8 protein-coding genes are annotated in these 12,985 nt (G+C 62.3%); 2 read left to right on the top strand and 6 right to left on the bottom strand.

The window, feature by feature from the left end:
• Nucleotides 1-26: 26 nt before the first annotated feature.
• Nucleotides 27-1,649 carry an acyl-CoA synthetase gene (locus CK910_RS17115; protein ID WP_098984104.1) on the bottom strand — a complete coding sequence of 541 codons (1,623 nt, stop codon included), beginning with the start codon at nt 1,647-1,649 and terminating at the stop codon, nt 27-29.
• A 627-nt stretch (nt 1,650-2,276) separates the two neighbouring features.
• Here CK910_RS17115 and CK910_RS17120 point away from each other — a divergent pair.
• Nucleotides 2,277-3,803, top strand: coding sequence for a YfcC family protein (locus CK910_RS17120; RefSeq protein ID WP_098984105.1), 1,527 nt, complete (start codon nt 2,277-2,279; stop codon nt 3,801-3,803).
• Between the two features lie 93 nt (nt 3,804-3,896).
• On the opposite strand, the gene CK910_RS17125 is transcribed toward CK910_RS17120, so the two are convergent.
• Nucleotides 3,897-4,085 carry a hypothetical protein gene (locus CK910_RS17125; protein ID WP_043134896.1) on the bottom strand — a complete coding sequence of 63 codons (189 nt, stop codon included), beginning with the start codon at nt 4,083-4,085 and terminating at the stop codon, nt 3,897-3,899.
• Nucleotides 4,086-4,707: 622 nt separating this feature from the next.
• On the opposite strand from CK910_RS17125, the gene CK910_RS17130 reads away from it, so the two are divergent.
• Nucleotides 4,708-5,253, top strand: a complete 546-nt coding sequence (locus tag CK910_RS17130) for a glycine zipper 2TM domain-containing protein (protein ID WP_043134898.1) — start codon at nt 4,708-4,710, stop codon at nt 5,251-5,253.
• A gap of 163 nt (nt 5,254-5,416) precedes the next feature.
• Here CK910_RS17130 and CK910_RS17135 read toward each other — a convergent pair whose 3' ends face one another.
• The 4 genes from CK910_RS17135 to xdhA form a co-directional block, all read right to left on the bottom strand.
• Nucleotides 5,417-8,635, bottom strand: a complete 3,219-nt coding sequence (locus tag CK910_RS17135) for an ExeM/NucH family extracellular endonuclease (protein WP_098984106.1) — start codon at nt 8,633-8,635, stop codon at nt 5,417-5,419.
• 640 nt (nt 8,636-9,275) lie between these two features.
• Entirely contained in the window at nt 9,276-9,761 is a 486-nt protein-coding gene (gene xdhC, locus CK910_RS17140; protein ID WP_043134901.1) for a xanthine dehydrogenase iron sulfur-binding subunit XdhC, read from the bottom strand.
• Nucleotides 9,758-10,636, bottom strand: a complete 879-nt coding sequence (gene xdhB / locus CK910_RS17145; RefSeq protein ID WP_098984107.1) for a xanthine dehydrogenase FAD-binding subunit XdhB — start codon at nt 10,634-10,636, stop codon at nt 9,758-9,760. The genes xdhC and xdhB overlap by 4 nt, the downstream gene beginning before the upstream one ends.
• Nucleotides 10,629-12,947, bottom strand: a complete 2,319-nt coding sequence (gene xdhA, locus CK910_RS17150; RefSeq protein WP_098984108.1) for a xanthine dehydrogenase molybdenum-binding subunit XdhA — start codon at nt 12,945-12,947, stop codon at nt 10,629-10,631. The genes xdhB and xdhA overlap by 8 nt, the downstream gene beginning before the upstream one ends.
• Nucleotides 12,948-12,985: the final 38 nt, after the last annotated feature.

Consider the following 12,985-nt stretch of genomic DNA (forward strand, 5'->3'; position numbering starts at 1 on the left):
AAACTTGGGATAAGAGTGGCTAGCTCCTACCCCAGCTGCTGGCGCAGCATAAATTTCTGCACCTTGCCGGTGGAAGTCTTTGGCAGCGGGGTGAAGATGATCCGCTTGGGGGCCTTGAAGTGGGCCATCTGCTCGCGGCAAAACGCAATCAGCTCGGCCTGGGTGAGCTCGCGCCCCTCCTTGAGTTTCACGAATGCGCAGGGCACCTCCCCCCACTTCTCGTCCGGCATGGCGATCACCGCCACCTCGTCCACATCGGGATGGCGATAGAGCACGTCCTCCACCTCCAGGCTGGAGATGTTCTCCCCGCCGGAGATGATGATGTCCTTGGATCTGTCCTTGATCTCCACATAACCGTCCGGGTGCCACACCGCCAGATCGCCGCTGCGAAACCAGCCCTCCGCCATCGCCTCGGCGCTGGCAGAAGGGTTCTTGAGATACCCTTTCATCACCACATTGCCGCGCAGCACTATCTCCCCCAGGGTCTTGCCATCCTGGGGAACCGGCTCGCCGCTGACCGGGTTGATGACCCGCATCTCCCCCTGCAGCGGGGATGCTACCCCCTGGCGCGCCTTGAGACGCGACAGCGTGGTGGCATCCTGCCCCTGCCAGCTTTGCTGCGGCTCGCACAGCACGCAGGGACCATAGGTTTCGGTGAGTCCGTAGACGTGGGTCACGGCGATCCCCATGGCCTCCATGCCGGCGATCACGGTGGCGGGCGGCGCCGCCCCCGCCGTCATCACCTTGATGGGGTGATTGAGCCCGTATTTAAGCGCAGGACTGGCGTTGTTGAGCATATTGAGGACAATGGGCGCGGCGCAGAAGTGGCTCGCCTTGTGCTCGCGCAGGGCATCAAAGATGGCCGCCGCCTGCACATGGCGCAGGCAGACGCTCACCCCGGCGGTGGCCGCCAGGGTCCAGGGGAAGCACCAGCCGTTGCAGTGAAACATCGGCAGGGTCCAGAGATAGACGCTGTGTTTGGGCAGCTCCCAGGAGAGCACGTTGTTGACCGCATTGAGGTGGGCGCCGCGATGGTGATAGACCACCCCCTTGGGGTTGCCGGTGGTGCCCGAGGTGTAGTTGAGGGAGATCGCCTGCCATTCATCGCTCGGCAGCCAACCGGGCTCATCCCCGTTCCCCTGGGCAAGAAACTGTTCATAGTCGAGCTCGCTTATCAGCTCCCCCTCCCGATAGAGGGGATCGTCGATGGCGATGACCAACGGCGAGTGTTCAATCAATGCCAGCGCCTTGCGCACCACGGCGCCGAACTCCCTGTCCACCAGCACCACCTTGCTCTGGGCATGCTGGAAGATGAAGGCCATGGACTCGGCATCGAGCCGGGTGTTGAGGGTGTTGAGCACGGCGCCGCTCATGGGCACCCCGAAGTGGGCTTCGAACATGGCCGGGGTATTGGGGGCGACGATGGAGACTGTATCCCCCTCGCCTATGCCATGCCGACGCAGGGCCGAGGCGAGCTGGCGGCAGCGCCGCTCGGTCTGGGCCCAGTTTTGACGCAAGGCCCCATGGATCAGCGCCGGGTAGTCGGGATAAACCCGCGCCGCCCGGGCCAGGAAGCTGATGGGGGTCAGCGCCTCGAAATTGGCGGGGCTTTTATCAAGGCCGGCCTCGTAGATGTTCTGCTCTGTCATCGGGTTCCTTCCTCGCAGGTGGCACAAAGCGGCTGGATCGAATTGGGTGGGAGGTCTCGCCGGCATCATGCCCTTGCGCAGATCTCTTATGGGGCTGACAGCCTAGCAGCAGGGCCATGGCGGCAGGTATTAGCAAAACGTCTTAGGCGATGGCGCTGCCTGAGTTTTCATCCTGTCAGGCCGGTCATGATGCCGGGCATGATGCCGGGCATTGCCAGCCTTGAATAATATGTATCCATTATCAAACCGGCATGGGCTGCCATGCATTATTTATATATTTATTTGCAGCCTATGGCATTGCTGCCAATTATATCCACCAAATGAATAGAGATAATTATTGAATGTAATGACTCCGTATGGGCATGGCATTGAAATTAACGACAATTCCATCAGCAAATATATTCTGTGAGCCAGCCCATAAAGCGGGCCCCGCTTCGTATTCATCCCGACACCAGCAGGTTATGGTTACATGGTGAAACAATCTACCGCATGCCCAATATCAGGCCAGACTTCTCGCCAACGAGTGCGCTATTACCAGTAGATCTGCGCATTTCTGCCCCATGACGAAGGAACCCTGTCGACCCGATATTCCGCCGAGCCCGAACCTGCTTTATCGAGGAGCATTTTATGTGTGCCGAGCCGAATACCAAGCCACGCAGACAATTTCCCACTGCCTTTACCATTTTGTTTCTTATTATGTTGCTGGCCATTGCCCTGACCTGGATCATTCCGGCGGGGGCCTATTCCAAGCTCTCCTACAACTCGGCCAACCACACCCTGATGGTCAATAGCCCGCAGGGAGAAATAAGCCGGGTGCCCGCCACCCAGAGCGAGCTTGAAAAACTCAATATCAATATCGGGGTGGAACAGTTCACCAGCGGCACCATCCGCAAGCCCATCGCCATTCCCGGCACCTATGAGCGGCTGGCGCAGGCCCCCAAGGGGCTCGCCGACGTGGCGGTCAGCATGGTCAAGGGCACCATAGAGGGGGCTGACATCATAGTCTTCATCCTGGTGCTGGGCGGGCTCATCGGCGTCATCAACAAGACGGGGGCCTTCAGCGCCGGCCTGGTGGCGCTGTCGCGCAGGACCCGGGGCAACGAATTCATGTTCGTGGCGCTGGTCTGCTTCGTCATGGCGCTGGGGGGCACCACCTGCGGGCTGGAGGAAGAGGCGGTCGCCTTCTACCCCATACTGGTACCCATCTTTCTGGCGCTCGGCTATGACGCCATCGTCTGTGTGGGAGCCATCTTCCTCGCCGCCTCCATGGGCACCACCTTCTCCACCATCAACCCCTTCTCGGTAGTGATCGCCTCCAACGCCGCCGGCATTCCCTTCACCGAGGGGCTGATCTTTCGCGCCGTCGGCTGTCTGGTGGGCACTCTGGTGGTCATTGGCTATCTCCACTGGTACTGCAAGAAGATCAAGGCCAACCCGTCCTTCTCCTACACCTATGAGGACAGAGAGAGCTTCCGGGCCCGCTTCCTCAAAGAGGGATCCCTCGATGAAGGAGTCCCCTTCACCCTGCGCCGCAAGATCATCCTGACCCTGTTCATCCTCGCCTTTCCGCTCATGGTGTGGGGCGTCTCCATGGCCGGCTGGTGGTTCCCGCAGATGGCGGCCTCCTTCCTCGCCGTCGCCATCATCATCATGTTCATCTCGGGACTGAAGGAGAAGGAGGCGGTCGAGGCCTTCACCCAGGGCGCCTCCGAACTGGTGGCGGTGTCGCTGATCATAGGGCTGGCGCGCGGGGTCAATCTGGTGCTGGATCAGGGGATGATCTCGGACACCATACTGGCTTACGCCTCCAGTCTGGTTGCCGGCATGCACGGTGCCGTGTTTGCGGTGGCACAGATGCTGGTGTTCACCCTGCTGGGGCTGGTGGTGCCCTCCTCCTCCGGACTGGCGGTGCTCTCCATGCCCATCATGGCGCCGCTCGCCGATACAGTGATGATCCCGCGCTACATAGTGGTGTCGGCCTACAACTGGGGGCAATACGCCATGCTGTTCCTGGCCCCCACCGGGCTGGTGCTGGTCACCCTGCAGATGCTCGGTATCCAGTTCAACCAGTGGGTCAGGTTCGTGCTGCCCATGGTGGGCTTCGTGCTGGGCTTTGGCGCCCTGATGCTGGTGGTGCAGGTGATGATGATCTGAGGCGGACCTCACTGCCAGAGCGCGCCCGGCCCACGATGCCGGGCGCTCTCTGTGCGGTCCACGGCTCCAGGGAAACGCCCTCTCACTCGTGCATCAATGACGCACCCGGCCTTGCTGGCGAAAGCAGTAGAGCTTGAGGCTGATGTCGACTATGTCGGCGGGCAGCTCCTGCGCCACCTCGGAGAGGGGTTGATAAAGGGATGCCAGCAGTCGCTGTGCCTGCTGCTGGGTAATGATCTCGGCCTGTACGGCCGGCTGTATCCATCTTGGCAGCATCGACATAAGTCCCCCTTGCCGATTCTTGCTTGACCACCACAGTCCCAACGCGTGCCGCGTCGGGATTGCCCAGGTATTGCCGTTTCACTTTCACTGGCCCCGAGATGATGACGGTGTTACCTGGCTCACCGGCACTGCATCGCGCCTGTCGGGTGTGAGCCACTGTCGCTCATGGGCCCGTCACTCTCTCTGCCAAATGACCAAGCATAATGCTTGCCGTGATCTGTTATCGGCAGCAGGTCTCCGCCAGTCCAGCGATTTATCAAGCACTTGCGCACGAGTCGGTGCCTGCGGGCAAGCCCTTAAAGCCCGCATCGGGGGGGCAAGCGCGGCAGAGTGCCGCTCTATGGCGGTGGCGCGGCAGTGGTTTGACGCAAAATGGATAAAAAGACCCCATATGAATCGCAAATTGCGACGCATCCACCCGCTCCAGAGTGACATGCCCATTTTCCTGCCCCAGCTCCACGGCCTTTGTCGCCAAAGCCCGACACCTTTTTGACGAGGGGCTTTTTGGTGAAGTCAGGGCTTGTCGTGCCCGCACGCTGGCCGCCTTGTTCATCCTCCGGGTTGTGCCAAGATCGCGGCAAGCAACAGCCGCATCAGGTGATGCATTTCAGGAGAACGCAAAATGAACAAATCCATGTTGGCAGGTGTCGGGATCGGTGTGGCCTCTGCGCTGGCATTGTCGGCCGCCGCCAGCGGATCCCTGTTTTCAGCCCAGCCTCAGTTTGCCGAGGTGCTGGCCAGCAAGCCGGTGACCGAGACCATCAAGACGCCCCGTCAGGAGTGCCACAACGTCACAGTGACCCACCGCAAACCCGTGCAGGATGAGAACAAGATCCTGGGTACAGTGGTTGGCGCCGCGCTGGGCGGTGTGCTCGGCAACCAGTTTGGCGGCGGCAACGGCAAGAAGGTGGCCACGGCCGCAGGCGCCGTGGCCGGTGGCTATGCCGGCAACCAGGTGCAGGGCAACATGCAGGCGGGCGACACCTACACCAGCACCCAGCAGCGCTGCAAGACGGTGCAGGAGAGCAGCACCCGCACCCTGGGCTATGACGTCACCTACCGCCTCGCCGGTCAGGAAGGGGTCATCCGCATGGAGAAGGCCCCCGGCGCCACCATACCGGTCAAGGATGGCAAGCTGGTGATCGACAGCGCCCAGAGTCAATCCTGACAGACCCTGCCCTATGAATACCCCAAGGCCCATCACACCGATGGGCCTTTTTGTTGCGCGCCAGCCGCCTCATCTGGCATGGCTGCCCACCCTGTCCAACCTCATCATGCCCAGCAAAAAGGGGCCCGCAGGCCCCTTGTATCACGCATGTTCATGACGCCTATCAGCGGCGGCCAAACGGCCACCAGGGCTTGTCGTTGTCCACTATGTCGACCCGGGTCTCCTGCAGGTTGCCGGGTTGGCCCCCCTGCAACTGGCGCAGGCTCACCCTGAACTGCTCGGTAGGCTCCACAAACCAGTCATCCAGGATCAGCACCTTGACCGACTTGCTGCCCCCCTCACCGGCGGCCCAGCTCACCGACTGGCTGAACCAGGGCAGGAAATCCAGCCCCCAACGCGCCGTAACCCCCTCAAGGCCCAGCTGGGCACGGGCCGGCTTGCTCAGATCGCCGCTGCGCACCACGGGGATCTCGGCAAACCACTGCCCCTCGTTCACCGTCATGCTGGCGCGGGCCAGCGCAATGGTGGACGGCGCCAGCTTGTCCTTGATGGTCACCAGGGTCTGACGCTGCTCACCCAGAGTGGCGCCGCTGGCATCGAACAGCTCCAGAGTGAAGGTCTCATCCCCCTCGTGCAGGGTGTCGCTCTTTACCGGGATGCTGATGGTCTGGCTGTCACTCTGGCCGGCCGCCCAGTTTAGGATGCCGGTGAGCGGCGCCACGTCATTGGCATCCGCGCTGCCGTAGGCGATGCGATAGCTGACGCTGGCCTCGCCGTGGCTGCCATCGCGGCGACTGACGGTGAGGCTCAGGGTGCTGCCCTCCTCCACGCTGGCGACTGCGCTCTCCAGACTGATGACCCCGGCAGGCGGCAACGGATACTGGATGGCCACCAGCACGGGATCGTGATCCGAGGCGCTGAAGGGGCCGTCCGATTTGGCCAGCTGGCCTGTGTACTTGCTGCCGTACTCGAAGAAGTTGCTCTCGGCGGAGTTGATATGCCAATCCTCTATGCCGATCACCTTGGCCGCCAGGCTCGGGCTCGCCAGGGCGTGATCCAGGTTGCCGAGCTCACCTTCATAGCTGTAGGAGTAGGTGTCGGTGCCGTGGAAGCGAGTGTTGAGGTTCACAAAACCATACCCCTTGCCAAGGGCGCTGCCGCTCTCCTCATAGGGCTGGCCCGCCAGCGTGGTGAAGGAGGCGCTCATGATCTGGCGCGGCTGGGCCGCCGGATCATAGCTGGTCAGCACCCGGATGGGATCCTCCATGCCATAGGCATTCAGGTCGCCGATGAGCAGCAGATCCCCGCTCAGCGCCTTGAGGCTCTCCCCCAGCACCTTGGCGGCGGAGACCCGCAGCGCGTTGCAGTGACCCTGGCCATCCAGCGGATCGGCGGTTGCATAGTCGGGGTAATCCTCGAAGCAGGCGGAACCCTTGGACTTGAGGTGGTTGACCACCAGAGTCAGAGGCGCATCCCCCTTGGGCGAGCTGAACTGCTGCAACAGCGATTCGCGCATGCCCTGCTTGATGGCCACCGGCTTGCCGCTGGCATCCAGAGCCTCGGCCTGCTGCACCGGCAGCACTATGAGGCTGGCTGCCCCTTGCGGCGTCACGCTGGCAGGTCGGTAGATGAGGCCCACGGTAATGGCATCTGTGCCTATGGGCTGGCCATCCGGTGAGGCAATCCAGCGGTAGTGATCCGCCTCATCCGGCTGGGCGGCGTTGAGGGCCGCCACCAGGTTGGCGATGGCGGAGTTGTCGCCGTAGCCGTTGTTCTCTATCTCCATCAGCCCCACCACGTCGGCGTTGAGGCGGGTGATGGCGCTGACGATCTTGGTACGCTGCTTCTCGAACTCCGCCACTGTCAGGGCGCCACGGTTGCTGCCGGTGGGGTTGGCATCCCCGCCCACCACAGTGGTGAAGAAGTTGAGCACGTTGAAGCTGGCGACCCGCAGATCCCCCGCCTCGGCGAGTTCTGGGGTCTCTACCCTGTCCCAGCCGCTGTGATCTATGTCGCCGCTGTCGATGCGGTTGCTGGCCACCAGCCGGAACAGGTTGTAGGAGTAGCCGAGCGCTCCCTCCAGGCCATTGAGCTTGTCGCCGATGCGCAGGTAGCCATCTTCGGCATTGAAGGCGGGATACCAGGGCAGCACCCCATCCGGCGTCTTGGCGTCCGTCTCCACCACCAGCTGATTTTGCTGGTTGCGCAGGGCCCACTGGCTCGCCTCCTCGCTTTGGGCGGCAAACTTCTGGGTCGACTTGATGAGAGGCGCGCCATAAGCCAGCACCAGGTTGTTGCGCTTGCCGTCGTAATCGAAGCTGAAGTTGCGGGTCACCACCAGGCTGGACTCGGGCACCAGCCGCACCCGCATCCCCTCGTGGCGCTCCAGCAACTGGTTCAGGGTCTCGCCCGCCACCGGCACCAGATCCACCGCCGGCAACAGGGCCACCATGGGCTGGGTCACCACCAGCTGGTCGGCATTGAGCTGGGTCTGATTGAAGTACTCCTTCACCTTGCCCGAGACGCACACCTCGGCTCCCGGCACTATGGCGCCGTTGGCCTGGGTGCTGTAGACGAACAAACCGTCCGAACTGGCCGGATCCCCGTCCCCTTGCGGATCCTGGATGAAGAAGCCCTTGTAGAGACCGTTCACCACCTGGGTGACGATGCCACGGGTGGCATAGGCCTGCTCGGATTCAAACTTGCCGGCCGGCACCAGCGGGCTGCTGCTGCCGGGGCCCTGAATGGCGGGCACGGGCACCAGCTGATCGACCGGGCAGACGAAGGCCGGTGGCAGAGTGCCATCGCAGGGACCATCGCCACTGCAACCCAGGCCGCTGGCGTCATCCTTGGCGGCGGCCACGTATTCAAGCGCCGGATCGAAGGGGCCGGTCGCATCAGTCCTGCCCGTGGTGACTGTGGCCTTGCGGCGCAGTGTCATGTCCAGGGTCGAGACGCTGCCGGACACCCAGGCCGTGCCCGGATCCACCCCCACCTGGCCGAAGCTGTCGATTATCTCGCTGCCGCGATAGAGCACCAGGGCGTCGTCACCGTTGAACACCAGGTTGCCACTGGTCTGATTGGCCTTGGCCAGGATCTCGGCGTTCGCGGAGGGATTGGCCAGCACTAGGCTGGCGCCCGGGGCCAGGGTGCCTTGCAGCGCCAGGCTGTTGGTGGGGGTATCGGTAAGAGGTTTGCCGTTGGCATAGAGCGCCAGCCGGTATTGGGAGAGATCGACGGGCGTCGCGCCCAGATTGCTCAGCTCCACCGTCTTGTTGTTGCTGGATCCTTCCAGATATTCGCTGATCAGCAGTTGTGCCTGTGCCTGTCCTGACAGCGCCAACCCGACCGCGAGCGCCACCAGAGAGTGTCTTCCTGACATAGCCAATGTTCCTTTTCTTATTAGCAGATATGTTATTGGCGCCCCGCGTTAGGCGGGCCGCAGCACCTTGTTACAGCTATCAAAATAGTCGATACGGGCCCATGGCCAAATATCGCGCCTACTCTGCCCGTTTGACCCAAGGGCCGCCGCGAGCTGGCTAACAATTACAGAAAATTGTTGCGAGCAGGTGACGAAAAATAATGTTTTTCAGCTGACATCTCTGCCACAGGATGAGCGGCGCACCACAATTGGCATTTGCTGCCGCCAATATCCGGCAACGGCGCACAAGATGGCGACACACACTGACATAGGGAGAAAAAACAGCAGCTTGAGAAAGGATCCCGCCAGCGATACCCAGGGTGAATCGCGAGTGGCCATTCACGGGACAATTAGCTGGAAATAGCGACGACGGCAGAGGATACCCGACCATATGGCGTCACTGTGTCGCCGGGCGAAAATATCGCCCCCTCCCATGGATAAATATCACGCCATTAATATGAGACAGCCAGAATAAGGTTTTGCAGGCCCCGCCTGTTGTTTGCATGGCCGTCAGATGCCGCCTTGCCGGCGGTGATATTGGAAGCAGGCATGCCCCCAACATAGCCGCCCCGCACATGGCGTTCGGGGCGGTAGCCTCACCCTAGCCCTTGCAGCATTTTTTCACCGCCCGCACCACGTTCTGGTATCCGGTGCAGCGGCACAGATTGCCGGAGAGGCCACGGCGGATCTCCTCGTTTGTCAGCGGGCGGCGATCTGTCTTGTCGAGCAGGGCGGCGCTCGCCATTACAAGGCCGGGGGTACAAAAACCGCACTGCACAGCCCCCTCGTCGATGAAAGCCTGCTGCACGTCGGAGAGCTGGTTGCCCTGCCGCTCCCCCTCCACGGTGCGAATGGATTTGCCATCGGCCCACACCGCCAGATAGAGGCAGCTGTCGATGGCTGTGCCATCCACCCGCACGGTACAGGCGCCACATTCGCCGACACTGCACCCCTCTTTCACGCTGATCAGCCCCTGGCCGCGCAGGAAGTGGAGCAGCGACATATTGGGGGACACAGCGTAGCAGTAAGGCTTGCCGTTGATCTCGCACTGGATCTCCACGGCAGGACAGGTTTGCGGTTGCATCATAGAATTTTGCCTCCGGCACGTTCGACGGCGCAGGTGATCACCCGCTGCGCCAGGGTCTTGATCAGGTGCAGGCGAAAGGCTTTCTCCGCCCGCCAGGAGGAGCGCGGCGCCACGTCGGCCACCACAGCCTCGGCAATTGCGGCCAGTGTGGCGCGAGTCAGGGGTTGTCCCTCGGCCGCCGCTTCCGCATGAGGGGTGCGCACCGGCGTCGGTGCCGCCACGCCATAGGCCAGCCGCAGGCACTTGAAGTGACCATCCTCAATCTGGCAGTAGGCGGCGCAGCCTATGGTGGCTATGTCCATGGCCCCGCGCATGGCGTATTTGAAGTAGTGGGAGCCCACATGAGGGTGGGGATTGGGGGCAAAGTGAAAGGCCACCAGGATTTCCGCCGGTTGCAGCGCCACCTTGCCGGGGCCGGTGTGAAAACCGGCGATGGGGATGCGGCGCGTGCCGCCCGGGCCCGCGATTTCCAGCTCTGCCTCCAGCGCCACCGTGGGCGCCGCCGAGTCGGCACTGGTGGCGCCGTTGCAGATGTTGCCGCCATAGGTGGCGACGTTGCGGATCTGCGGACCGGCTATGGTGGCGGCCGCCTCAGCCAGCATGGGCAGGCGGCGCAGTACCAGTTCGTTTTCGATAAGCTCGGTAAAGGTGGTGCCAGAACCGATGCGGATCGAGCCGTCGGCCAACTCGCTCACCCCCTTGAGCTCGGGCAAGTCGTGAATATCGACGATATGGCGATAGGCGGCGTTGAGGTGGTGCAGCTGGATCATCACATCCGTGCCACCGGCCAGCAGCCGCGCTTGCGGGTCGGCCTGACGCAGGGCCACCGCCTCGGCCACACTGCGGGCCTTATGATAACGGGCAATATCAAACATGGCGTTGCTCCTCGCTTGACCCCTCGATGATCAGACCCGCCTGCACAAACTCCCGAAACAGGGTCTTGGGGGTGATGGGCAGCTCGTTGATGGCGACCCCGGTCGCCATGCGAATGGCGTTACGAATCGCCGGGCCGGGGGAGATGATGGGCGGCTCCCCCAGTGATTTGTGGCCATAGACAGACTGGGGCTCGTAGGTCTGTACGAAGTCGCATTCGAGCTCCGGCAAATCCAGCATGGTGGGGAACTTGTAGTCGAGCAGGTTGGGGTTGCGCACCACGCCGGTCTTGGCGTCTATGATCATCTCCTCGAACAGGGACCAGCCGATCCCCATCCCCATGCCGCCGTGCACCTGCCCTTCCGCTAGCTGCGGATTGAGGATCTTGCCGGCATCGTGCAGGTTGATGATGCGGTTGATGGTCACCTTGCAGAGATCTATGTCGACGCAGAGATCGACAAAGGTGCAGCCAAAGCTCGGCGGGTTGGTGGTGGTCTTGTGGGAGACCTCGGCAGTGATCTGGCCGCCTATGGTGAGATGGTAATAGGCATTGACCGACACCTCGGCGACGCTGATCAGCACCTTGTCCGGCGCACCGGCCAGCACCACGTAACCGTCGATCAGGGCCAGCGAGCCCACATCCTGATGACAGAGCTGGGCCGCCAACGACAAAATGCGGGCTCTCAGTTGCAGCGCCGCCTGATGGATGGCGGGGGCAGCCACATAGCTCTGGCGCGAGGCGAACGAGCCCGGATCGTAGGCGGTGATGTCGGTATCCTGAGTCGAGATGACCCGGATCTGCTCAAACGGAATGCCTAAGGTCTGGGCCGCCATCTGGGCAAAGACGGTATCCGACCCCTGCCCTATCTCGGTGGCGCCTATCTGCAGATTGACGGTGCCATCCTGATTGAGCAGCATGCGGGCACCGGCAATTTCGACCCCCACCGGATAGGTATTGGAGCCGTAGCTAAAGCACGCCACCCCGATGCCGCGCCGTACCCGACTCGCCGGATCCTGCCCCAGACACTCGGCCCGCAGCCGTTCCCACTCGAACTGCTCGCCGCCCCGGCGCAGGCACTCGGGCAATCCCGCACTGTAGATGGTCTTCTGGTTGACCTGATTGACGTCGCCTTCGCGCGCCACGTTGGCGATGCGCACGGCGAGCGGATCCAGACCCAGCTCGGCACAGGCGTCATCCAGAATGCACTCGAGGGCAAAAATCACCTGGGGTGCGCCGTAACCGCGCATGGCACCGGCGGTGGGCAGGTTGCTGTAAAACGTCTTGGCGTTGTAACCGAAGGCACTGCGCGGATAGAGGTAACTTATCTTGTTGCCACCGGCGCTGGCGATGGAGTGGCCGTGGGAGGCATAACCGCCTGTGTTGGAGAGCACGTCCAGCTGATAGCCCTTGAGAGTGCCATCGCGGTTGAGGCCAATCTTGCCGTCGATGGCAAAGCCGTGGCGGGTGCGGGAGGCAAAGAAACACTCCTCACGGCTGAGCGTCACCTTGACCGGCACGCCGCCGAGCTGGTGGCTCAAAAAAGCCGCCATCGGCTCTTCCAGCACATCCTGCTTGTTGCCAAAACCGCCGCCCATGTAGGGCTTGATCACCCGCACGCTGGACCAGGGCAGGCCGAGGGATTTGGCGACCCGGCTGCGCACTATCTGGGGGATCTGGGTGCTGGAGACCACTATGATGTGGTCCGGCTGATCCATGTAGGCGTAGCAGGTCACAGTCTCCAGATGGCAGTGCTGCACCACAGGTGTCTGGTAGTGCGCCTGAAACTGCAGATCGGCAGCGGCGATGGCCTGCTCCGGTTCATTGGCGCTGAGCTGGCTTTGGCGCAGCAGATTGCCGGTCGGGTGTATGGGGTAGGCGCCCTCGGCCAGGGCGCTCCGGGCATCCGTCATCACCGGCAGCGGCTCGTAGGTGACCTTGACAAGGGCTGCCGCCTTCTCGGCGACCAGGGGATCGCGGGCCACGACTATGGCCACACCATCGCCGAAGTGGCGCACATGGTCGGTGAGCAGGCGGCGGTCTTTCACATCCCGTTTGGTCTCATCGAGAGACCAGGCGTGACCGGCGGTACGAAAACAGGTGGTGGGCACATCCTCATGGGTGAACACGGCTTCGACGCCGTGCAGGGCCAGCGCCTCGCTGGCGTCGATGGCGAGTACCTTGCCGTGGGCGATGTTGCTGCGTACGTACTTGGCGTGGCGCATCCCGAGCATGATGTTGTCATCGGTATAGCGGGCGCTGCCGGTCACCTTGGCCTCGGCATCCACCCGCTTGAGCGGTAATCCTATGGACATATGCAAGTCCTTGCTTCAGGTAAGAAAATCCAGAACCA

The organism is Aeromonas sp. CA23, assembly GCF_002587065.1.
GTDB lineage: Bacteria > Pseudomonadota > Gammaproteobacteria > Enterobacterales > Aeromonadaceae > Aeromonas > Aeromonas bestiarum.